Source organism: Streptomyces apricus, assembly GCF_008369065.1.
In the GTDB taxonomy this organism is placed as follows: Bacteria; Actinomycetota; Actinomycetes; order Streptomycetales; family Streptomycetaceae; genus Streptomyces; species Streptomyces apricus.
Genome location: NZ_VDFC01000015.1, coordinates 176,651 through 198,143, shown reverse-complemented (window position 1 = coordinate 198,143; position 21,493 = coordinate 176,651). Strand labels below are relative to the sequence as shown.

19 protein-coding genes are annotated in these 21,493 nt (G+C 72.9%); 12 read left to right on the top strand and 7 right to left on the bottom strand.

Going from position 1 to position 21,493, the window contains the following annotated elements; all coding sequences use genetic code 11:
* Positions 1–60 precede the first annotated feature (60 nt).
* On the top strand, positions 61–888 hold the full coding sequence (locus FGF04_RS05900; protein ID WP_149510154.1) for a helix-turn-helix domain-containing protein: 828 nt from the start codon (positions 61–63) through the stop codon (positions 886–888).
* Positions 885–1,097 (top strand): DUF397 domain-containing protein, encoded by a 213-nt coding sequence (locus FGF04_RS05895; RefSeq protein WP_149510153.1) that lies wholly within the window; start codon positions 885–887, stop codon positions 1,095–1,097. The genes FGF04_RS05900 and FGF04_RS05895 overlap by 4 nt, the downstream gene beginning before the upstream one ends.
* Here the strand turns inward: FGF04_RS05895 and FGF04_RS05890 are convergent.
* Together FGF04_RS05890 and FGF04_RS05885 are read right to left on the bottom strand one after the other, a co-directional pair.
* Positions 1,072–1,584: a hypothetical protein gene (locus FGF04_RS05890; RefSeq protein ID WP_149510152.1), complete on the bottom strand. Its 513-nt coding sequence runs from the start codon at positions 1,582–1,584 to the stop codon at positions 1,072–1,074. The two genes, FGF04_RS05895 and FGF04_RS05890, sit on opposite strands and share 26 nt — an antisense overlap.
* Positions 1,581–3,335 carry a PHP domain-containing protein gene (locus tag FGF04_RS05885; RefSeq protein ID WP_149510151.1) on the bottom strand — a complete coding sequence of 585 codons (1,755 nt, stop codon included), beginning with the start codon at positions 3,333–3,335 and terminating at the stop codon, positions 1,581–1,583. Before FGF04_RS05885 ends, FGF04_RS05890 begins: the two co-directional genes overlap by 4 nt.
* A gap of 212 nt (positions 3,336–3,547) precedes the next feature.
* Between FGF04_RS05885 and FGF04_RS05880 the strand changes: the two genes are divergently transcribed.
* The 3 genes from FGF04_RS05880 to FGF04_RS05870 all read left to right on the top strand — a co-directional run bounded on the left by FGF04_RS05880 (position 3,548) and on the right by FGF04_RS05870 (position 7,171).
* Positions 3,548–4,903 (top strand): jacalin-like lectin, encoded by a 1,356-nt coding sequence (locus tag FGF04_RS05880; protein WP_149510150.1) that lies wholly within the window; start codon positions 3,548–3,550, stop codon positions 4,901–4,903.
* 111 nt (positions 4,904–5,014) lie between these two features.
* A complete protein-coding gene (locus tag FGF04_RS05875; RefSeq protein ID WP_149510149.1) occupies positions 5,015–6,421 on the top strand; it encodes a prenyltransferase/squalene oxidase repeat-containing protein in 1,407 nt (468 codons plus the stop codon).
* Positions 6,422–6,445: 24 nt separating this feature from the next.
* Positions 6,446–7,171: a hypothetical protein gene (locus FGF04_RS05870; protein WP_149510148.1), complete on the top strand. Its 726-nt coding sequence runs from the start codon at positions 6,446–6,448 to the stop codon at positions 7,169–7,171.
* 53 nt (positions 7,172–7,224) lie between these two features.
* Here FGF04_RS05870 and FGF04_RS05865 read toward each other — a convergent pair whose 3' ends face one another.
* The 4 genes from FGF04_RS05865 to FGF04_RS05850 form a co-directional block, all read right to left on the bottom strand.
* On the bottom strand, positions 7,225–7,653 hold the full coding sequence (locus FGF04_RS05865; protein WP_149510224.1) for an NUDIX hydrolase: 429 nt from the start codon (positions 7,651–7,653) through the stop codon (positions 7,225–7,227).
* A gap of 120 nt (positions 7,654–7,773) precedes the next feature.
* On the bottom strand, positions 7,774–8,637 hold the full coding sequence (locus FGF04_RS05860) for an isocitrate lyase/PEP mutase family protein (RefSeq protein WP_149510147.1): 864 nt from the start codon (positions 8,635–8,637) through the stop codon (positions 7,774–7,776).
* Positions 8,638–8,839: 202 nt separating this feature from the next.
* On the bottom strand, positions 8,840–9,610 hold the full coding sequence (locus FGF04_RS05855) for a helix-turn-helix transcriptional regulator (RefSeq protein ID WP_149510146.1): 771 nt from the start codon (positions 9,608–9,610) through the stop codon (positions 8,840–8,842).
* 2 nt (positions 9,611–9,612) lie between these two features.
* Positions 9,613–10,572 (bottom strand): AraC family transcriptional regulator, encoded by a 960-nt coding sequence (locus FGF04_RS05850; RefSeq protein WP_149510145.1) that lies wholly within the window; start codon positions 10,570–10,572, stop codon positions 9,613–9,615.
* A gap of 80 nt (positions 10,573–10,652) precedes the next feature.
* Between FGF04_RS05850 and FGF04_RS05845 the strand changes: the two genes are divergently transcribed.
* Complete coding sequence (locus FGF04_RS05845) at positions 10,653–10,871, top strand: hypothetical protein (RefSeq protein ID WP_408055588.1); 219 nt, start codon at positions 10,653–10,655, stop codon at positions 10,869–10,871.
* 93 nt (positions 10,872–10,964) lie between these two features.
* Complete coding sequence (locus tag FGF04_RS05840) at positions 10,965–11,243, top strand: Rossmann-fold NAD(P)-binding domain-containing protein (RefSeq protein ID WP_188113976.1); 279 nt, start codon at positions 10,965–10,967, stop codon at positions 11,241–11,243.
* Between the two features lie 70 nt (positions 11,244–11,313).
* Here FGF04_RS05840 and FGF04_RS05835 read toward each other — a convergent pair whose 3' ends face one another.
* Positions 11,314–12,468, bottom strand: coding sequence for a YihY/virulence factor BrkB family protein (locus FGF04_RS05835; RefSeq protein WP_149510144.1), 1,155 nt, complete (start codon positions 12,466–12,468; stop codon positions 11,314–11,316).
* Positions 12,469–13,311: 843 nt separating this feature from the next.
* On the opposite strand from FGF04_RS05835, the gene FGF04_RS05830 reads away from it, so the two are divergent.
* From FGF04_RS05830 to sbnA, 5 genes are all read left to right on the top strand, one after another.
* Complete coding sequence (locus FGF04_RS05830; RefSeq protein ID WP_408055587.1) at positions 13,312–15,807, top strand: Pls/PosA family non-ribosomal peptide synthetase; 2,496 nt, start codon at positions 13,312–13,314, stop codon at positions 15,805–15,807.
* A 66-nt stretch (positions 15,808–15,873) separates the two neighbouring features.
* Positions 15,874–18,213, top strand: coding sequence for a non-ribosomal peptide synthetase (locus FGF04_RS05825; protein ID WP_149510142.1), 2,340 nt, complete (start codon positions 15,874–15,876; stop codon positions 18,211–18,213).
* A gap of 116 nt (positions 18,214–18,329) precedes the next feature.
* On the top strand, positions 18,330–19,343 hold the full coding sequence (locus tag FGF04_RS05820) for a TauD/TfdA family dioxygenase (protein ID WP_149510141.1): 1,014 nt from the start codon (positions 18,330–18,332) through the stop codon (positions 19,341–19,343).
* Positions 19,340–20,422: a 2,3-diaminopropionate biosynthesis protein SbnB gene (sbnB, locus tag FGF04_RS05815; RefSeq protein WP_149510140.1), complete on the top strand. Its 1,083-nt coding sequence runs from the start codon at positions 19,340–19,342 to the stop codon at positions 20,420–20,422. Before FGF04_RS05820 ends, sbnB begins: the two co-directional genes overlap by 4 nt.
* Positions 20,423–20,492: 70 nt before the next feature.
* Positions 20,493–21,479 carry a 2,3-diaminopropionate biosynthesis protein SbnA gene (gene sbnA / locus FGF04_RS05810; RefSeq protein WP_149510139.1) on the top strand — a complete coding sequence of 329 codons (987 nt, stop codon included), beginning with the start codon at positions 20,493–20,495 and terminating at the stop codon, positions 21,477–21,479.
* Positions 21,480–21,493 lie beyond the last annotated feature (14 nt).

Here is a 21,493-nt window from a genome sequence, read left to right as displayed (position 1 = left end):
CCCATCCCGTACGAGTTCACTCCGTGGACAGTCGGAGTGACTTTCCGTGACGATGGCTCCATGACCAACAGCACGGCGAACGAGCCCGAACCGTCGGACAGTCTGAAGACGTTCGGTCTGGTCCACAAGGCGTTCCGCAAGCGGGCGGGTCTGACGCAGGAGGAGTTCGCACCGCTGGTGCGGTACCAGCCGGCGACGGTGGCGTCGATCGAACAGGGGAGACGGCTGCCGCCCCGGGTGTACGTGGAGCGGGCGGAGGAGGTGCTGGACGCGTTCGGGGTACTCCGGGCGGCCGCGAAGTACGCGACGCGGCAGCCGGGATTGGCTTCCTGGTTCAGGAGATGGGCGGATCTGGAAGGGCAGGCGATCACCCTCTGCACGTTCGAGAACCGGTTGGTGCCAGGACTCCTCCAGACCGAGGCGTACGCCTACACCTTGTTCAACGAACGGCTGCCCGTGCTCACCGATGCGCAGATCGACGCCCAGCTCGCGGCTCGCGCCGACCGCCAGCACCTGCTGACCGAACTGCCCAACACGGCGTTCAGCTTCATCGTCGAAGAGCACGTCATCCGGCGCGGGACCGGCGGTCCGGACGTCACTCGCGAGTTGATCGACCGCCTGCTGGAGGTCACACAACTACGGAACGTGGAAGTGCAGTTGATGCCATCGGCCCGGAACGTGCACGCCGGGCTCGACGGACCCATCCAGCTACTGGAGACCCCTGAGAACGAGTGGTTCGGCTACTGCGAAGGACAGGAGAGCGGCCAGTTCATCGCCAGCCCACAAACGATCAGTGTGCTGCAGCTCCGCTATGCGAAACTGCGATCACAGGCTCTCACCCCGGACGATTCCCGGAGCCTGCTGGAGCAGACGCGAGGAGCGCTATGACCACCAGCGAGCTGAACTGGTTCAAGAGCAGCTACAGCAGCGGCAGCTCGGGCGACTGCGTCGAGGTCGCCGCCCACCCCGCCGGAGGCGGCCCCTCGACCATCCACGTCCGTGACTCCAAGAACGCGCGCGGAGCGCAACTCACCCTCTCCCCCGGCGCCTGGGCGCACTTCGTGCTCGGCGTCAGTGGTCCGCGCAGCACGGCGTAGGGTCCGGGACCTCGAAGGGGACCAGGGTGCCCCCGACCGCCGGCATCGCGGACAGGACCAGCCCGCCGTCCTGCCACAGCGGACGGACGTGCTCGCGCGTCACCAACCGCGCCTCCGGCGCGGGGTCGCCGCCGCCCAGGACCGTCACCCGGTCGATCGCGGAGCGCGCGAGCACCTCGGCGACCGTCACGGTGCCGGTCAGGGCGGCGACGCCCGGATAGAGCACCGCCCGGCCCACGGCGTCCGGGAGGCCGGGCGACACGGCGTGGCCGCCGGCCGTGAGCCGCTCCCGGGCGAGGCCCAGGAGCGGCTCCGACGGGAAGGCGAACGACAGGACGACCCGCGGCCGGTCGTCGCGCACCAGGTGCGTGCAGCCGAACGCGTCCTCGGGGAGGTCGAGTTCGGCCGCCAGTGCGTGCAGCAGGTGATCGGCCGCGCGCAGGTCTCTGACCTGCGCGCCGGCGTCCACGGTGAGGGCGTGCGTCACGAGGGCAGGACCCACACCGGGTTCGCGTAGAACCACAGGTCCTTCCACGGGTCGGCGTCGCCGACGACGTCGATGGCGGGGCCCGCCGGGTCGACGGCCGCACCCCGCGCGCCGACGGCGGAACGGTTGCCGTCGGTGCCGCGCAGACGGACGTAGACCGGGTGGTCGACGCGGCCGAGGTCGTAGGTGAGCCGCACCGTGCCGGTGGACTTGCTGACGTCGTACGACCTGGTCACCCGGGCCGTCGGGGCGGTGAAGGTGTCCTTGTCCTGCACCAGGCCGGTGACGTCGCCCTGGATGACGTCGACGCGGGCGAGCTTCGGCTGGAAGCCGGCCCAGTTGGGGCCGCCGGCCGGGGTGACGTCCACGGTCAGCGTGACCCGGGTGCCCTTCTTGACGTGCAGGGCGCCGCCGAGGGTCGCCCAGCGGCCGCCGCCGGAGACCCGTACGTCCAGGGCGTCGACGAGCTGGCCGTGGTCCACCCAGATGCGGCCCGCGCGGATGCCGTCCATGACGGCGGCGTAGGAGAAGCCGTCGGAGCCGACGTGGGTGCGGCTGTACTGGCCCGGGAAGAAGTCTCCCTGGGTGATGTCGATCTTGCCGCCGTAGACCGGGTCGTCGTACCGGCCGTTGGCGTTGAAGTCACCGCCGCCGCGGACCGCGGTGTCGGCGTAGACCTGGTGGGAGTCGGAGTTGGCGGTGATCCACCAGGGCCGGCCCTCGGCGAGGAGGCTGTCCCAGAGGCCGCCGACGGTGGCGGTCATCCAGTCGAAGCCGCCCCAGGTGCGGTAGCTCTCCAGCGGGTAGGCCGCGAAGGAGTCGGCGCCGGGGCTGTTGTCGTAGATGCCGCGGGCGCCGCCCGCGCCGAGCGGTGCGGGCAGACCGGCGGCCTGGTGGCCGGGGGCGCCCTCGAAGCCGACGGCGATCCGGTGGCTCGCGGGGGTCGCGTCGCGCCAGGCGCGGATCTCGTGCGGGGAGTCGATGCCCTTGCGCGCCGGGTGGTTGGCGAGCATCAGCGCGTCCTTGACCTTGCGGCGCTTCACCTGGTCGGAGAGGAAGGCGAGACCGGCGACGGCGAGCGCCTCGTTGGCCGGGGAGGAGCCCGAGGCGTTCTTGACGCTGCCGTCGTAGCCGTTCTCGAACTGCTTGAGGACGGCGACCTCGTTGCTGCCGGGGTGCACGAAGACGGTGCCGTGCTCGGCGGCCGGGATGTTCCACTCCAGGCCCTGGAAGACGAGGGTGTCCGCGTGGGCGGCGCGGGCTTTCTTGATGTCCGGGTTGACCTTCTCGACGCCGATCTTGGCGTGCGCGGCGCTGCCGTGGTCGGTGATGACCAGCCAGTCCATGCCGTTGCGGGCGCCCTGGCGGACCTGGTCGACGACGCGGTACTTGCCGTCGCTGCTGTACTGGGTGTGGATGTGGTGGTCGCCGGCCAGCCAGAGGAAGCCCTTGCCCTTGCGGCCGGCGGAGGAGCTCCGCGCGCCGGACGGGGTCTGCGCGGCGGCCGTCCCGCCCGCCATGCCGCCGAGCACGCTCGCCGAGGCCAGACCCGCGCCGAGCAGGCCCGCGCGGCGCAGCATGGACCGGCGCGAGCGCTGATCGGGGCTCAGGGCCTCGTCGGGCACGGAGGTGTCGAAGGCGGCGGGGAGAGGGGCGCTCCCGTGGTCGTGGTCGTGACCGTGGTGGTGGTCCCCGTGACCGTGCCCGTGTCCGTGGCTGTGCCCGTGCCCATGACTGTGTCCGTGCCCCATGTCGGTCTCCTGTGTCCGGCGCCGCCGGTGCGGTCGCGCGCTATGGAGACTCGATGCGGGACATGAACACCGGACGACATAGGGGTGATCTCCGGACGACTCCGGCACGGCGGATCGTCCCTGCTCTCACAGTTTTCTCAACTGGCCTGATAGAGCAGACTAGTTGACTCGCACCTCCGCTGTTCTCCCCGTCACCCGGAGGCACCCCCACCATGAGAAGACTCATCGGCACCCTGCTGGCCGGCACGCTGGCGGTCACCGGACTCACCGCGACCACGGCCGCCGCCGACGTCGGCATCGCTGCGGATACGGTGACCGCCGCGCCCTCCTCCGGCACCTTCGACGTCCTCACGTACAACGTCGCGGGGCTGCCCGACGGGCTCAGCTCCGGCAACCCGTCGGTGAACACCCCGCTGATCTCCCCGCGGCTCGGCGCGTACGACATCGTGAACGTCCAGGAGGACTTCAACTACCACGCGGCCCTGTACGCGGGCGACGATCACCCGTACCGCACGGCGACCAGCGGCGGCGTCCCCTTCGGCGACGGTCTGAACACCCTGTCCGACCATCCCTTCGAGGACTTCGAGCGGGTGCGGTGGAACGACTGCACGGGCACCAACTGCCTGACGCCGAAGGGGTTCTCGCTCGCCCGGGTGCGGCTCGCGGAGGGCGTCTTCGTCGACCTCTACAACGTGCACACGAACGCCGACGACACGGCCGACGCCCTCGCCGCGCGCCGTGCCAACATCCAGCAGCTCTCGGACTTCGTGCGGGCGAACTCGGCCGGCAACGCGGTGATCGTCATGGGCGACACCAACACGCGGTACACCCGCGCGGGCGACAACATCCGCACCCTCGTGAGCGAGAACGGGCTGACCGACGTCTGGGTCCGGCTGGTGCGGGGCGGCAGCGCGCCCGCGCAGGGCGGCGACGCGCTGGTCTGCCCCACCAGCGCGCCGCCGGACACCTGCGAGGTGGTGGACAAGATCCTGTACCAGGGCAGCAGGCTGGTGGACCTCTCGGCGACCCGGTACGCGGACGAGTGGGCGGCGTTCCTGGACGCGGCGGGCGGCAACCTGTCCGACCACTTCCCGCACACCGCCGACTTCTCCTGGACCCTGCCCCCGGACCTCCGGGCCAGCGACTTCTTCGGCGGTCCGCACGGCACGGCGTTCAACGACGCGGACGACCTCCCGGCGGCGCCGTCGCCCCGCACGCTCACCCTGCGCGGCGGCTCCCGCCTGGACGGGGTGTCGCTCGCACTCGACGGCGGTACGTCCCTGACGCACGGCGGCACGGGCGGCACGGGCGGCACGGCCGCCTCGCTGACCCTCGCGGCCGGGGAACACCTGACCTCGGTGAAGCTCACCCGGGGCCAGAAGGACGGGCGCACCCGGATCTTCTCGGCGGCCTTCACCACCGACAGGTCCCGCACGCTGTCGGCCGGTTCGCCCACGGGGGACGCCGTGACGTACACGGCCCCGGCCGGACGGCAGATCACGGGCTTCACGGGCCGCGCGGGCACGGAGATCGACAAACTGGGGGTGCTGTACGCACCGATCACCTGATCCGGCCCGGCGGAAACAGCCCCTCCGCCCACCGCCCCACACGTCCCGCGGACCACTTAGACTGGAAGCTTCGCAGGTGCCACGTGCCGCCCTGGGGGGAGGGAGCGGGCCATGTCCCAACCGCAATTACGGCGCGGCCCGTCCAGGCCCGACCCCGAACCGCACGTACCGCACGGACCGCGTCCGGCACGCCTCGTGCGCTGGCTGGGCGGGTTCGGTGCCGCGGCCGCGGGCTACGCGGTGTTCCAGTCGGTGTTCGGCCTCCTGCCGGACAACCTCGGCGGCCAGTCCGCCCGTTACGCCGTCGCCCTGGTGGGCGGGCTCGGCACGGCCGTCGCCGTGTGGCTCTCCGCCGCGCTGCTGCGGGCGCGCAGCGAGCACAACTCGGCCACGGGGAGCGGGCAGTTGCCGGTCCCGGGCGGTACCGGACCGGACGGCCCCGGGCCGCTGCCCGACCTCTTCTCCGCCGCCTACCGCGCCCTCGCCGAGAACATCTGCGTCGTCGACGACCCCGTACGCGGACGCCTCACCGGCTGGCCGCACTCCCTCGGGGAGAGCGGCCCCGGCCGGCCCACCTCGGTCGGCACCGCGTACGGGCTGCACATCATGCTCGACCTCGGCATGCCCGAGGGGCGCGTCGGCGCGGGGGACCTGGTGGACACGCTGTGGCGGCTGCGCCTGCCGGACGGCGGCTGGTCGGCGCGGTCGCAGGGCTCCGAGGCCCGCCCCGAGGTCACCGCGCACGTACTGGGCGCCCTGGCCCGGGCCGGGGCGTCCCGGGAGCGGCTCGCCGAGGAGGTGGCGATCTGCGAGGCCCGGTTCACGACGGAACTCGACCGCACCGGGCGGGAGTTGACGCACGTCGTGACGACCGTGCTGCGCGGCCTGCTGCGCGCGGCGCCCGACTCGGCGGCGCTGCCGCTCCTGCGCGACCACCTCGTCGAGGGCGCGGTCACCGACCCGCGGCGCCGGCACCTCCGCTGCTGGGGCTACCGGCTCGCGCCCCCGCACGGCCCGCCGTCGCCCCTGCACACGGCCCAGGCCGTGGTCGCGCTCGACCGCGTGGCCCGCGTCCTGGGCGGTGAGAGCGGCAACGCCCGCGCGGCCCGCGAGGACGGCGTGCGCTGGCTGCTGGCCTGCCCGGACGCCCCGCACGACACCTGCCTGGACCTGTCCAACCTCCGCGAGGAGGTACGCCGGCCGCGCACCGACGACCCGACCCGCCACGAGGTGCTGAACGTACGGCACTTCACCGCCTCCTGGATCGTCCGCGCCCTGCTCACCCCCGGCGCCCGCGCCCTCGCCCGCGAGGACGGCGTCGAGGAGGAGTGGCGCGAGCTGCTGAACGGCGCGGCGAGCGCCGTCCTGGCCGGTCAGACGGACGGCGTGTGGACGTGGATGCGCGACGACAGCAGCGAGCTGCGCCGGCCCATGTGGATGACCTATCAAGGTCTTTCCGCACTGCGGTCGCATGCCGTATGGATGTACCAGCCGTCGACGCGGCAACCGAATGGCTGAACCGGTGGACCGGGAGGTACGTGCATGGGTGGCCGACAGGTCGTGGCGGCACGGCAGTTGCTGGCCGATACGCTGGACGGCGAACTGCCCGAGCACGAACAGCTGGCGGCGGCCCGCGCGGTCGTGGCCGAATTGGGCACCCCCGAGCGGCTGTTGGAGCTGACCGCCGAACTGGCCTCCGGCGAGGGCGATCCGCACGGCTGCGCCCGGCTCTCGTACCGCCACGTCCTCGGCTTCGACAAGCTGCTGCTCATCGACGACGGCCCCCGCCACATGCTGCGCGCCCACCTGTGGCATCCGGGCCGGGGCGCGATCGGCAAGGAGGACATCCACAACCACCGCTCCCCGCTGGCCTCCTCCGTCGTACGGGGACGGCTGGCGATGGAGCTGTACGCGCCCCTGGACGACGGGGGGATCGCGGCGGACCGGTACCGGGAGTCCCTGGCGGACGGCTCGGCGGACTGGCTGCTGGAGCCGACGGGGCCGGCCCGGCTGCGGCTGACGCAGGTCGCCGAGTACGCGGCCGGCAGCACCTACGCCCTGCCCGCGCACACCCTGCACCGGGCGTGGTGCGACACGGCCGAGCCGACCGTGACGCTCTTCCTGGAGACGGGGAACGGGCGGCGTCGGCACACCGACGTGTTCACGGCGGCGGGGCCCCACCCGGGGGCCGTACCGAAGGTGGCGCTGGAGACGGAGGACTACCTGAGCGAGCTCGACGCGCTCGCGGAGCTGCTCAGAAGCGCGTGAAGGTCAGAAGGCCGCGAGGGGCAGAAGCGCTGAAGGTCAGAAGCGCGTGAGGGTCAGAAGTGCGTGAGGGAGTCCGTCAGGGCCTGGCGCACGATGTCCAGGTTGTACTCGTCGATGTCGACGGTGTGCAGCTCGTCCGGCCTCAGCCAACAGTGGGCCTGGTCCGGCAGGGGGAGGGTCACCTGCCGGGAGAGCGGGTTGACCAGGAAGTTCTCCTGCCAGTTCTTGGTCTCCTGACCGCGGTACTCGCTCACGAAGGACGACTCGCCGACCTTGCGGACGACCTCGCCGAGCAGCCCGGTCTCCTCCTTGAGCTCCCGCAGCACGCCGTCCTCGGCGCTCTCGCCGGGCTCCAGCTTCCCGCAGGGCACGCCCCACACCCGGGGCAGGAACCGCTCGGTCTCACTGCGGCGCACCAGCAGGACGAGGCCCTTGCGCATCACGACGGCCGCGGCCAGTCGCTTCGTACCGGGGATGTCCATGATTCCTGGGTCCCTCACCGGTCGGAGTCCACAGAGTCTTCTACCCACGAAAACATCAACGCTACCAGGATGCCCCGACATGCGGGATGCTTCCCGGCGGACCGTCCCCCTCCGTTCACGTCAGCGCCTGTACGTCGTCAGCGCCTGTACGTCGTCGTACGTGGGCGTCGCCCCCTCCAGGGGCCGGCCCGCGCGGATCAGGTCCGCCGTCTCCAGGGCCGCGCCCAGGGCGCGCCGGTAGAGGAGCGAGCCGAGGCTGACGCGGCCGACCCCGAGGTCGGCGAGGGCCGGGACCGGCGGGCCCGTGGGGGCGTAGAGGATGTTGAGGGGGACGTCGAGGGCCGCCAGCAGGGCGGTGATGCGGGAGGGGTCGCTCAGGCCGGGGACGAACACGCCGTCCGCGCCCGCCTGCCGGTACGCGTCGAGGCGGCGGATCGTCTCGCGCGGTCCGGTGCCGCCGTGGCCGCCACCGCCGCCGTCCCGGAGCCAGTGGGTGTCCGTGCGGGCGTTGACGAACAGGTCCGGTACGGCCGCCTTCACCGCGGCGATCTTCGCCGCGTGGAGCTCGACGGGGGCCAGGGTGCCGTCCGCGCGGCCGTCCTCCAGGTTGATGCCGGCCACGCCGGCCGCGGCGAGCGCGCGGGCCGTCCCGGCGACCTCCTCGGGGTCGTCACTGAAGCCGTTCTCGGCGTCGACCGAGAGGTGGAAGGGGCCGCCGCCGAGCGAGCGGGCGAGCGCCAGTGAGGCGTCCCGCGTCGCCGCGCGGCCGTCGGGGAGGCCGGCGGCCGCGGCCACGCCCAGGCTGGTCGTGCCGACCGCGGCGAAGCCCCGCGCCGCCAGGGCCGCCGCCGAGGCGTGGTCCCAGGCGTTGGGGAGGAGGAGCGGGGATCCGGGGGTGTGGTGGGCGTCATCGGCACCGTATGAACCTGCGGGAGCGTTTCGGTTGCCCGCGCCGTTCCCCGCGCCCCTTACAGGGCGCGTCATCGGCACCGTATGAACCTGCGGGAGCGTTTCGGTTGCCCGCGCCGTTCCCCGCGCCCCTTACAGGGCGCGTCATCGGCACCGTATGAACCTGCGGGAGCGTTTCGGTTGCCCGCGCCGTTCCCCGCGCCCCTTACAGGGCGCGTCATCGGCACCGTATGAACCTGCGGAGCGTTTCGGTTGCTCGCGCCGTTCCCCGTGCCCCTTATGGGGCTCGGTCGAGCAGTGGGCCCAGTGGGGTTCCCGTCAGGTTCTTCACCTCTCTTGCGAAGTGGGCCTGGTCCGCGTAGCCCGTCGTCGTGGCCACCTCGGCCGCGGGGAGGCCCGAGCGTGCCAGTGTCAGGGCCCGTTGCAGGCGCAGGATCCGGGCCAGGGTCTTGGGGCCGTATCCGAACGCGTCCAGGGCCCGCCGGTGCAGCTGCCGGGCGCTCCAGCCCACCTCGTCGGCCGTCGGGGCGACCGCGCGTCCCGCCGCGAGGGCCGCGACGACGGCCATGAGGCGCGGGTCGGGCGGCCCGGCGTCGGCGGCCCGCCGCACGGCCACCGCTTCGAGCGCCGCGACGGGGTCCCCCGCCGCGTCCACCCGCTCCGTCAGCCGCCGCGCCGCGGCCCCGCCCCACAGGTCGGCGAGGTCCACGCGCCGGTCGCGCAGCTCGTGGGCGGGTACGCCCAGGTAGGAGGGCGCGGTGCCGGGGTGGAACCGGACCCCCGCGTACCGCACCGGGCCGGGAGCGGGACCGGAGCCGGGGCTGGAGCCGGGACCGGGGCCGGAGTGGTCGTCGCTCACGTACGCGCGGGTGTCGGGGCCCGCGACGAACAGCCGGCCCTCGGTCCACAGCAGGTCCATGCACCCGTCGGGCAGTACCGGGGAGGCGTCGCCGGGCAGGGCGGTGCGGGTCCACACGACCGCGCCGGTGAGCCGCGACGCCCGTTCCCGGTACGCCGCCGGCGACGTCTCGGCGTACGGCTCGGCCACGGTCAGGAGGCTACGCCTCCCGGGGACCGCGCCGCCCGCGTCCGGTGCTCCTGCGGACTGATCCCGTACACCCGTTTGAAGGCGCTGGACAGGGCGAAGGCGCTGCCGTAGCCGACCCGGCGGGCGATCGCCTCCAGGGTGTCGCCGGTGTCGCACAGCCGGTCCGCGGCGAGGGCGAGGCGCCAGCCGGTCAGGTACGTCATCGGGGGTTCGCCGACCAGTTCGCTGAAGCGGCGGGCGAGCGCGGCCCGCGACACATCGGCCTTCGCGGCGAGGGAGGCGACCGTCCAGGGGTGCGCCGGGTCGTCCTGCAGGAGCCGCAGCACCCGGCCGACGACGGGGTCGGCGAGCGCCCCGTACCAGGCGGGCGGCGCGGCCTCCGGGCGGGCGAACCAGGTCCGCAGCGCGGTGATGACCAGCAGGTCGAGCAGCCGGTCCAGGACGACCTCCTGGCCGGGCCCGTCGCGCACGATCTCCTCGGTGAACATGGGCGTCAGCGGGCACTCCCACACGTCCGAGGGCAGGGTGAGGAGGGGTGGCAGGGCGTCGAGCAGCCGTCCGCTCACCTCGCCGCGCACCGGGTACGTACCGATCAGCATCGTCATGGAACCGTCGAGCCGCTGTCCCCAGGTGCGCACGCCCAGGTCCATGTGGCCGCGCATCGGGCGCCCGTCCGGGTACACGCACTCCTGGCCCGGCAGGATCACCGCGAGGGGCGGGGTCGCGGGGTCGTCGGCGCAGGTGTACGGGTCGGGGCCGCGGGCGATGGCGAGGTCGCCGGCGCGCAGCCGCACGGGGTCCCCCGTGTCGGGCGTGATCCAGGACTCGCCGCGGATCATCAGCATCACGGTGAGGGGGGCGCGGTCCTCGATCCGCAGCGACCAGGGCGGTTCGAAGCAGGCGCGGATCATGAAGGCGCCCCGTGCGCGTGGACCCTCCAGGAGCCCTGCGAGTGCGTCCATGGGCCCAGCGTAGACGCGCTCTTATGGGAACGAGGGGTTCAGCGATGTCCCCTTCCCGGCGGGGGCCGTTGACTGGGCGCATGACGGAGAACACGCGGTACGGGACGGTGTTGGTGACGGGCGCCACGGGGAAGACGGGGCGTCAGGTGGCGGAGGCGGCGGGCGCCGCGGGCCTGCGGGTGCGGGCCGCCTCGCGCGGTGGCGAGGTGCGCTTCGACTGGTACGACCCCTCGACGTGGGACGGGGCGCTGCGCGAGTTGCCTCCGGCGGTGAGCGGTTCGTCGGGTGCGGGCCGGTGAGGGCTGAGCGCGCAGTTCCCCGCGCCCCTAAAAGCAGGCCGGGCCCCGTAAGGGGCGCGGGGAACTGCGCGACAAGCCCCCACCGGCCCGCACGTGCACACGGACAGACGGGAGCGCCCCTTCGGGGAGGGCGCGGCGGCGGGCCGGGAGATCCGGTACGTGCCGGTGCCGACGAAGGAGTACGGCGCGATCCTGGCGGGGTTCGGGCTGCCGGCCGAGGAGGTCGCGTTCATGGAGGAGGTCTTCGACGGGCTGCTCGACGGGCGCGGCGCGCGGACGACGGACGTCGTGCGGGAGGTGCTGGGCCGCGCGCCCCGCGATTTCACGGACTTCGCGCGGGAGCACGCGGCGGCCGGGGTCTGGAAGGTCTGAGGGCGGCCGGGGCCGCTGCCCACACAGGGCGCGCCCCGGGCCGTGAGGCCTCACGGCGCCCCCCGTCACGTCACCGCTGCGGAGGCGGCCCCTCGTCTCCCTGTTTGGGGGTCGCCTTCGCGTGGGTTCGTAGGCGGGACGTCACGTCCTCCGGGGGGAGGAAGCGGGACCAGCGTTCCGGGAACTCCGAGGGCATGTCCGGGTCGTCGGGGTCGTCGAGCTGCGCGGCCCGGGCCGCGGCCGCGCGGGCCACCAGGTCGGCGGCCTGTTCGGCGCGCAGCCGCTCGTTGACGGCGCGGGCCGCGGCGGTGGCGGCGGCCGGCCAGACGCGGTCGATGGCGGCGTTGACCGCGGCGCCCACCAGCACGGCGAAGGCGGAGACGCCGATCCACAGGAGGACGGCGACGGGCGCGGCGAGGGAGCCGTAGATGGTGGGGCCCTCGACGGTGTTGGTCAGGTAGATGCGCAGCAGGAAGCTGCCCAGCACCCACATGGTGAGGGCGACGAGGGCGCCGGGGACGTCCTCGATCCACGGTGAGCGCACCGGTACTGACACGTGGTACAGCGTGGTCAGGAAGACGACGGACAGGACGATGACGACGGGCCAGTAGAGCACCTGGACCACGGTCGTCGACCACGGCACGACGTTCACCACGGCGTCCGGGCCCGCGACCATCAGCGGCAGGGCGATCGAGCCGATCAGCAGGGCCACGAGGAAGAGCAGGAAGGCCATCAGCCGGGTCCGGACGATGCCGCGCACCCCGTCGAGGCCGTACATGACGGTGATGGTGTCGATGAAGACGTTCACCGCGCGCGAGCCGGACCACAGGGCGAACAGGAAGCCCAGGGAGATGACGTCGGGGCGGCCGCCCTCCATCACGTCGTGCAGGAGCGGCTGGGCGATCTGGGTGACGCCCTTGTCGGTCAGGACCGTGCGGGAGGCCTCCAGGAGGCTCCGCTCCAGGCTGGCGATGGTGTCGGCGCCGGTCCAGTCGTCGACGTAGCCGAGCAGGCCGATCATGCTGAGCAGCAGCGGCGGCACGGACAGCAGGGTGAAGAACGCCGCCTCCGCCGCGAGTCCGAGGATGCGGTACTCGATGCACGAGTTCACGGTGTCCTTGAGCAGCAGCCAGGCGGTCCTGCGTTTGGAGACGTTCCGGTAGAGGGCGCGCGCCCGGTGGAGGCGACCGGACGTCCTCTGGAGGGGTTCACTTGCTGGCTGCACGTCCTAAAGGTATCCGCCGTGCGAGGTCCCACTCATCCCCCGGTGCCACCTTCCCGGCGGCGGGGCTCCGGCGCGGCGGGCGTCCGGCCTGCGGAGCCGTGCCTCCCTCCGGTTCCGTCACGCGGCGGAAAAGCGGCAGCAATTCCGCGGCAATCGTCAAGGGAAATCGAACCTGCTTTTTGTCATGCCCCCGTGGCCGGATAGTTGACGCTTCATAAGTGGAAGAGTCAATCACATATGCACTGCACACGGGTGAGTTCCCCGGCAGCGGGTGCGGACGGAATCATTCAGGGGTCCGCCGATCAATGTCCGCAACGGCGATAAGGAGCCATAGGCCGAAACGCCCTTGACCCGTTCATGGGCCCGCCGAAACAATTCGGATTGCATTCCAACCGGGCACGTGGGGACGGCCCGGTCGCACCACGACACGGGGGGACTCCGCAGGGCCAGGACCGGGCCCCGCACAGCCGCGCCACCCGTGACCCGCAGGGAAACCGTGCGGGTCGCGCCGTGCTGCTCCGCACGCCTCCACGCGGCCGCTCCCGTCACCTCACCATCTCACGCACCATACCGCCCGGCCGTCCTGTGCCGCCCTCCTTCTCCCCTGGGCGCATTCGCTCCCGTGCGCACACGACTTCCCCACGGAACAGGAATTCCGCGGGGACCACATCCACCGTCCGGCACACCGGAGTCCCACTGGAATCACTCGGTTCACCCGAAAACCTTTCGGCACCAATTCCGGCGCGCATTGAAACTGCGGGCGGGAATCCTTCGTATACCCCTCCGAGGAACAAACACTCCGAATGGTCCACAAGTAGCAGCAATCGCCAGCAAGGAGATCAAGTGGTGGGAAATCCCGGTGAGGTCACGGCCGTCGCCCCGGCGCCGCCGTCGGCCACCCGCGACCCGGTGAACGGGACCGAACGTGTCCTCGCGGAGGTGCTCGCCGGTGTCGTACGCGTCGAGCAGGTCCCCGTCGACAGTCACTTCTTCGACGACCTCGGCGCCAATTCCCTGGTCATGGCGCACTTCTGCGCCCGGGTCAGGAAGCACCCCGACCTGCCGGCCGTGTCGATGCGCGACGTGTACGGGCACCCTACGATCCGCGGCCTGGCGGCGGCGCTCGCCGACGTCCCCGTGGAGGCGCCCGCACCGCCCCCGGCACCGGCCGCGCCGCCCCCGCGGGGCAGCGGCGCACGGTACGTGCTGTGCGGGGCGCTGCAGTTCCTGACGTTCGCGCTGTACTGCCTGGTCTCCGGGCTCGTCACCGCACAGGGGTACGACTGGGTCTCGGCCGGCGACGGCCTCGTGGACGTCTACCTGCGGTCGGCCCTCTTCGGGGGCGGTGTCCTCGTCGGCCTGTGCACGGTGCCGGTGGTCGCCAAGTGGGTGCTGGTCGGCCGGTGGAAGGAGACCGAGTTCCCGGTCTGGGGCATGGCCTACTTCCGCTTCTGGACCGTCAAGGTGCTGCTGCACGCGAACCCGATGGTGCTGTTCGTCGGCAACCCGCTCTACGTGCTCTACCTGCGGGCCCTCGGCGCGAGGATCGGCCGCGGCGTCACGATCCTCTCCCACACGGTCCCGGTCTGCACCGACCTGTTCACCGTCGGCGCGAACACGGTGATCCGCAAGGACGCGCACTTCCTCTGCTACCAGGCGCACGCCGGGCGCATCCGCACCGGCCCCGTCACGCTGGGCCGGGACGTGTTCGTGGGCGAGAACACCGTCCTGGACATCGGCACCACCATGGAGGACGGGACCCAGCTGGGGCACGCCTCCTCCCTGTACGGCGGCGCCACGGTGCCGGCCGGGCAGCACTGGCACGGCTCGCCCGCCCGGCGCACGGACACGGAGTACGTCCGGGTCGACCCGGCGCACGGCAGCACCGCACGCCGGTTCGGCTACGGCCTGGCCACCGTGCTCCAGACGCTCCTGGTCACCATGCCGCTGCTCGTCGGGGGCGCGTACATGCTGCTCACGGTGGCACCGTCGCTGGACGTGCTGCTGGACCGGGAGACGCTGCACCTCACGTCGGGACGGTTCTACGCCGAGGCGCTCGCCCTGTCGCTCGCGCTCTTCGCGGGGTTCGTCGTGGTCGGCTTCGCCGTCGTGACCGTCGTCCCGCGGCTGCTCGACCGGTTCCTGGAGCCGGACCGGGTCTATCCGCTGCACGGCTTCCACTACTCGGTGCAGCGGTCGATCGCCCGGCTGTCGAACGCCAACTTCTTCAAATGGCTCTGCGGGGACAGCTCCTACATCGTCCACTACCTGCGCGCCCTGGGGTACGACCTCTCGCACGTCGAGCAGACCGGCTCCAACTTCGGTACGGCGGTGGCGCACGAGACGCCGTTCCTGGCCTCCGTCGGCCGCGGCACGATGGTCGCCGACGGCCTGTCGATCATGAACGCCGAGTTCTCCAGCACGTCGTTCAAGGTTTCGCGCGCGACGATCGGCGCGAACAGCTTCCTGGGCAACCACATCGCCTACCCGGCGGGCGGACGCACGGGCGAGAACGTCCTGCTCGCCACGAAGGTCATGGTGCCGCTGGACGGGGAGGTCCGCGAGGGGGTCGGCCTGCTGGGCTCGCCGCCCTTCGAGATCCCGCGGACCGTGGAGCGCGACACGCGCTTCGACCACCTGCGGGAGGGCGACGAGCTGCGCCGCCGGCTCGCCGCGAAGAACCGCCACAACCTGCGCACGATGGGCCTGTTCCTGTTCATCCGGTGGTTCGACTGGTTCGCGCTGACGGTCCTCGGATTCGCCGCCCTGGACCTGTACGGGGAACACGACGCCGTCGGCGGCCTGCTGATCGGGGCGTCCCTGGTCGCCGGTCTCGTCTTCACCACCGGCTACTACGTGCTGGTGGAGCGGCTGATCCTGCGGTTCCGTCCGCTGGAGCCGCGGCTGCACTCGATCTACGACCCGCTCTTCTGGCGCCAGGAACGGCTCTGGAAGCTTCCCGACCGGCACATCGCCGTGTTCAACGGCACCCCGTTCAAGAACCTGGTCTGGCGGCTCCTCGGGGTCCGCCTCGGCCGACGGGTCTTCGACGACGGCGCCTACATCACCGAGCGCACGCTCACCGCCGTCGGGGACGACTGCACGCTCGGCGCGCACAGCAAGGTGCAGTCGCACTCGCAGGAGGACGGCACCTTCAAGTCCGACCACATCGTGATCGGGGCCGGCGTCACGCTCGGCACCGGCGCGCTCGTCCACTACGGCGCGTCGATGGGGGACGCCGCCGTGCTCGCCGCCGACTCCTTCCTGATGAAGGGCGAGGAGGTGCCGCCGGGGGCGCACTGGGGCGGGAACCCGGCGGTCGCACCGCGGCGCGCCTGACAGGCACCACAACACCACAGCTCCACAGCTCCACAGCTCTTACGGAACACAGGGGGGAAAGAAGAAATGGACACCATCCCGAGGTGGGCGCCCCACCCGGTGCCGGGCACGGCGCGGTACGAGGTCCCGCTGCCCGACCACCTGGTGACGGAGCCGTCCGCGCTCCTGGCCGCGCACGCCAAGGTCCTCGCGGCCCTGTCCGGTGAGCGCGAGGTCGTCACCGGCTACGTCGCCGCGCAGGGCGCGGCTCCGGTGCGCCGCCGGCTGACCGTCGGCCCCGGTTCGTGGCTCGACCTGCTCGCCCAGGCGGTCCCGGCGGTGCGGGAGGCCGCCGGGACGCCCGCCGTGCGGGAGGCGGACCGCGCACCGGGCGCCTTCGAGACCGTGCTCGACCCGTTCGGCGGCGACGTCCCCGAGGACACCTCGCTGCTGGTGCGCGTCGAGGGCCGCACGCTGCGGCTGCGTTACCGCACCGACGTCCTGGACGCCGGTGCCGCCGCCCGGATCGCCGGCTACCACCTGACCGCGCTCGCCCGGCTCGGCGCCGACCCGGAGGCCGCGCACGACCGGCAGGGTCTGCTCGGCGACGACGAACTGCGCTTGCAGCTCAACAGTCTCGCCGGACCGCACCGCGAGCTGCCGGACCGCCGCGTCCACGAGCTCTTCGAGGAGCGGGTGGCGGCGCACCCCGACAGGGTGGCCGCCGTGTGCGGCGACGAGGAGTGGACGTACCGCGAGCTCAACGCGCGGGCCAACCGGATCGGGCGGGCGCTGCTCGCCCACGGGCTGCGGCCCGAGGAGGTCGTCGCGGTCGTCATGGAGCGCGGCCCGGACTGGCTGGCCGCCGTGCTGGCCGTCCTCAAGGCGGGCGGCGTCTACCTGCCCGTCGAGCCGCACTTCCCGGCCGGGCGCATCGAGGCCACGCTGCGGCGCGCGCGGTGCGGGCTCGTGCTGACCGAGCGCGGCAGCACCCGCACGCTCGACCGGGCCGACACCGGCGCCCGCGTCCTGCACGTGGACACCGCCTACGCGGAGGGCCACGCCGACGGCGACCTCGGCGTGCCCGTCGGCGCGGACCGGCTCGCGTACATCTACTTCACCTCGGGCTCCACGGGTGAGCCCAAGGGCGCGATGTGCGAGCACGCCGGATTCCTCAACCACGTCCTCGCCAAGATCGAGGACCTGGGCGTCGGCGAGGGGCGGACCGTCGCGCAGACGGCGCCCCAGTGCTTCGACATCTCGCTGTGGCAGCTGGTCTCCGCGCTCCTGGTCGGCGGCCGCACCCTGCTGGTCCCGCAGGAGGTGATCCTGGACGTGCCCCGGTTCGTGGACACGGTCGAGGCGGGCGGGGTAAATGTGCTCCAGGTCGTCCCGTCGTACCTGGAGGCGGTGCTGGCCGAGCTGGAGCAGCGCCCGCGCGCGCTGCCCGACCTGCACTGCGTGTCGGTGACCGGGGAGGCCGTCAAGAAGGAGCTCGTCCAGCGCTGGTTCGCGGCGGAGCCCGGCATCCGGCTGGCCAACGCCTACGGGCTGACCGAGACCTGCGACGACACCAACCACGAGGTCATGTCCCGGGTCCCGGACCAGGACCGGGTCCCGCTCGGCCGGCCGGTCGCCAACGTGCGGGTGTACGTGGTCGACGAGCACCTGTCGCCCGTACCGCTCGGCGCGCCCGGCGAGATCGTCTTCTCCGGCGTCTGCGTCGGCCGCGGGTACGTCAACGACCCCGAGCGCACGAAGGCGGCGTTCACCACGGACCCGTACCGGCCGGGCGAGCGGCTGTACCGCAGCGGGGACCACGGCCGGTGGCTGCCCGACGGGAAGCTGGAGTTCCTGGGCCGGCGGGACAGCCAGGTGAAGATCCGCGGCTTCCGCATCGAGATCGGCGAGATCGAGAACGCCCTGCTGCGGGTGGCCGGGGTCCGGGACGGTGCCGTGGTGGTCGCGGGCGGCACCCGGCTGGTGGCGTTCTGCACCGGCCCCGGCGTCGCGCCCGCGGCCGTGCTGGAGCAGCTGGCCGCCTCGCTGCCCGCGTACATGGTGCCGTCCGCCGTGCATCGGCGCGAGGGGCTGCCGCTGACCGCCAACGGCAAGACCGACCGCAAGAAGCTGACCGCGCTCGCGCAGGAGCTCGACGCGGGCGGGGCGGCGGACGGCGCGGTCGCGGACGCGCCGGGCACGCCGGGCGAGCGGCGCCTGGCGGCGGCCTGGGCCGGGGTGCTGGGCGTCCCGGTGGAGCGGGTCGGCCGCCTCGACCACTTCTTTGACCGCGGCGGCACCTCGCTCGCGGCGGTGAAGCTCGCGGTCGCCCTGGACCGGGCGGTCACCCTCAAGGACGTCACGCGCCACCCGGTCCTCGCGGACCTGGCGCGACTGCTCGACGGCGCACGTCAGGAGGCCTCGTGAAGTGGACAGGGCGCCGGGGCCGGACCCCGGCCGCGGAACGCACCGAAGACCACCCGCGGGAGCACCCGCACACCCGCGCGCCGGAGGACCGGCGCACGACCGAAGGGAACCACCCGATGACGTCCACGTCCCGGACGCAGCTGCCCGACCTCGACCTGCGCCCCGGCAGCCCGCCCGTCCTGCGCACCGACGCGGTGCGGGACGCGCGGGCCTGGACGGGCGAGCACCGCGACGCGCTGCGCGCCGTGGTCGCCGGACACGGCAGCGTGCTGGTGCGCGGGCTGGGCCTGGCCGACCCGGACACCACCGCGGACGTCTTCCGGCTGCTGGCCGACGACCTGATGCCCGACCGGGAGTCCTTCGCGCCCCGGCGCACGTACGCGGACGGCGTGTACTCCTCGTCGAAGTGGCCGCCCAACCAGCAGATGTGCATGCACCACGAGTTGAGCTACGCGCTGGAGTTCCCCGCCCTGATGCTGTTCGCGTGCCTCGACGCACCGGCCGGGGGCGGCGCCACCGCGGTCGCCGACGCCGTCGACGTGCTGGGCGCGCTGCCCGGCGCGCTCACCGAGCGGTTCGCGCGGGAGGGCTGGCTGCTCACCCGCACCTACAACGACGAGATCGGGGCGACCCTCGCCGAGTCCTTCGGCACCGAGGACCGGGACGCCGTCGAGCGCTACTGCCGGGCCCACGCGATCGAGACGTCCTGGCAGGACGACGGCTCGCTGCACACCCGCCAGCGCCGGTCCGCGGTGGTGCGCCACCCGGTCACCGGACAGCCCTGCTGGTTCAACCAGATCGCCTTCCTCAACGAGTGGACGATGGACCCCGAGGTGCGGGAGTACCTGGTGGACGTCTACGGGCCCGACGGCCTGCCCTTCAACACCCGCCACGGCAACGGCGACCCGATCGGCGAGGACGTCGTGCGGGAGATCAACGCCGTGTACGAGGCGCACACCGTGCGCGAGCCCTGGCGCTCCGGCGACCTGCTGCTGGTCGACAACATCCGCACCGCGCACAGCAGGGAGCCCTTCGAGGGCCCGCGCGAGGTGCTCGCCGCCCTGGCCGACCCGGTACGGCCGGCCGCCCCCGCACCCCTGACCGACACGACCGGGACGAGGACCGCATGACCGGCACGGACACCACCGCGCACACGACCGCACCGTCCGCCCCCGGGACCGGGGCGCTCACCGCTCCGCCCTTCACCGTCGTCTCCGGCGCCGAGGTCCAGCAGGTCCTGGAGGGACGGGAGCGCGAGATCGCGGACCTCGTCGAGCAGGTGTACCGGCTGCACGGGGCGGGCGACTCGGTGAACCCGCCGTCGTACTTCCTGCGCTTCCCGGACCGCCCGTCGTCGCGGATCATCGCGCTGCCGGCGTCGATCGGCGGGGACGTGCGGGTGGACGGCATCAAGTGGGTCTCCAGCTTCCCCGCGAACACGGCGTCCGGGCTGCCGCGCGCCTCGGCGGTGCTGATCCTCAACGACCACGACACGGGCTACCCGTTCGCCTGCCTGGAGAGCTCGATCATCAGCGCCACCCGGACGGCGTCCTCCGCGGCGCTGGCGGCCGACCGGCTCAGCCGCGGCCGCGCCCGGCCGGTGCGGGTCGGGTTCGTCGGCACGGGGCTGATCGCCCGCTACATCCACACCCATCTCGCCGCCACCGGCTGGTCGTTCGAGGAGACCGGCGTGTACGACCTGTCCGCGGACAGCGCGGCCGGCTTCCGCGGGTACCTGGAGCGGTCGGGGGCCAAGGGGCGGATCTCCGTCCACGACAGCGCCGAGTCGCTGGTGCGCTCCAGCGACCTGCTGGTGTTCGCGACCGTCGCGGGCGAGCCGCACGTCCACGACGTCGGCTGGTTCGACCACGCGCCGCTGGTGCTGCACGTGTCGCTGCGCGACCTGGCGCCCGAGATCCTGCTCGCCTCGGCCAACTTCGTGGACGACGTCGAGCACTGCCTGAAGGCGGAGACCTCGCCGCACCTGGCCGAACGCCTCACCGGCGGCCGGGACTTCATCGACGGCACGCTGGACGACGTGCTGTCCGGGCGGGTGGGCGCACCGGCCGACCGGACGGTGGTCTTCTCGCCCTTCGGCCTCGGGGTCCTGGACCTCGCGGTCGGCAAGTTCGTCCACGACGAGGTGGTCCGCAGGGGCGCGCCGCACGTCGTGGACGGGTTCTTCCACGAACTGCGCCGGCACGGCTGACCGGCGGGCGCCGTGCCGCACGGGACGCGGGCACGGCGCCGCACACGGGCCGCATGAACGAGGGGGACTCATGCCTGTCATTTCCGATCCTTCGGAATTCAACGAGAACGAGCTCTACGTCGACCTGCGAGCGGCGATGGAGCTGCCGCTCTTCCTGAAGTGCGAGGGGTTCAACTTCGCCGGGTCGATCAAGATGAAGGCGGCCACCGAGATGGTGGACGCCGCCGAGCGCAGCGGCGCCCTGCGGCCGGGCTCCGTCCTGGTCGAGTCGTCGTCAGGGAACCTGGGCGTGGCGCTGAGCGTGATCGCCGCGAGCCGCGGCTACGGGTTCCGGTGCGTGACCGACGCGCGCTGCAATCCGGCCACCCGGCGGATGATGGAGGCGCTGGGCAGCGTGGTCCACGTCGTGGACGAACCGGCCCTGCACGGCGGCTTCCTGGGCGCCCGGATCGCGTACGTACGGGCGCTGTGCGCCTCGGACGACCGGTACGTGTGGCTCAACCAGTACGCCAACGACAGCAACTGGCGGGCGCACTACCGCACCACGGCGCCGGCCATCGCCCGCCGCTTCCCGGACCTGGACGTGCTGTTCGTGGGCGCCGGCACGACCGGCACCCTGATGGGCTGCGCGCGCTGGTTCTGGCAGTGGCGGCGCCGGGTGCGGATCGTCGCGGTGGACAGCGTCGGCTCGGTGACCTTCGGCGGGCCCGCGCGCCCCCGGCTGATCCCCGGGCTCGGCATGGGCGTGCGTCCGCCCATGCTCGACGAGTCGTACGTCGACGACGTGGTGCACGTGGAGGAGGCGGACACCGTCCGCGTCTGCCGCCGGCTGGCCGCCCGGGGGTTCCTCTTCGGCGGGTCCACCGGCACGGTGGTGAGCGGGGCGGCCACCTGGCTGGACCGGCACGGGCGGCGCGACCTGACCTCGGTGGCCATCGCCCCCGACCTCGGCGAGCGCTACCTGGACACCGTCCACAGCCCGGGCTGGTCGGTGGACCAGTCCGGCGAGGAGACGCTCGGCTCCGGCGACCTGGCCGCGCTCTCGCGCCCGGCCTGACGGGCGGGCCGGGC

Excerpts from the sequence above, each read along its gene's own strand:
- FGF04_RS05900 (WP_149510154.1), top strand. The coding sequence starts at position 61 with ATGACCAACAGCACGGCGAACGAGCCCGAACCGTCGGACAGTCTGAAG.
- FGF04_RS05895 (WP_149510153.1), top strand. The coding sequence starts at position 885 with ATGACCACCAGCGAGCTGAACTGGTTCAAGAGCAGCTACAGCAGCGGC.
- FGF04_RS05885 (WP_149510151.1), bottom strand. The coding sequence starts at position 3,335 with ATGGGGCACGGACACAGTCATGGGCACGGGCACAGCCACGGACACGGG.
- FGF04_RS05880 (WP_149510150.1), top strand. The coding sequence starts at position 3,548 with ATGAGAAGACTCATCGGCACCCTGCTGGCCGGCACGCTGGCGGTCACC.
- FGF04_RS05875 (WP_149510149.1), top strand. The coding sequence starts at position 5,015 with ATGTCCCAACCGCAATTACGGCGCGGCCCGTCCAGGCCCGACCCCGAA.
- FGF04_RS05870 (WP_149510148.1), top strand. The coding sequence starts at position 6,446 with ATGGGTGGCCGACAGGTCGTGGCGGCACGGCAGTTGCTGGCCGATACG.
- FGF04_RS05865 (WP_149510224.1), bottom strand. The coding sequence starts at position 7,653 with ATGGACATCCCCGGTACGAAGCGACTGGCCGCGGCCGTCGTGATGCGC.
- FGF04_RS05860 (WP_149510147.1), bottom strand. The coding sequence starts at position 8,637 with ATGACGCGCCCTGTAAGGGGCGCGGGGAACGGCGCGGGCAACCGAAAC.
- FGF04_RS05850 (WP_149510145.1), bottom strand. The coding sequence starts at position 10,572 with ATGGACGCACTCGCAGGGCTCCTGGAGGGTCCACGCGCACGGGGCGCC.
- FGF04_RS05845 (WP_408055588.1), top strand. The coding sequence starts at position 10,653 with ATGACGGAGAACACGCGGTACGGGACGGTGTTGGTGACGGGCGCCACG.
- FGF04_RS05825 (WP_149510142.1), top strand. The coding sequence starts at position 15,874 with ATGGACACCATCCCGAGGTGGGCGCCCCACCCGGTGCCGGGCACGGCG.
- FGF04_RS05820 (WP_149510141.1), top strand. The coding sequence starts at position 18,330 with ATGACGTCCACGTCCCGGACGCAGCTGCCCGACCTCGACCTGCGCCCC.
- sbnB (WP_149510140.1), top strand. The coding sequence starts at position 19,340 with ATGACCGGCACGGACACCACCGCGCACACGACCGCACCGTCCGCCCCC.
- sbnA (WP_149510139.1), top strand. The coding sequence starts at position 20,493 with ATGCCTGTCATTTCCGATCCTTCGGAATTCAACGAGAACGAGCTCTAC.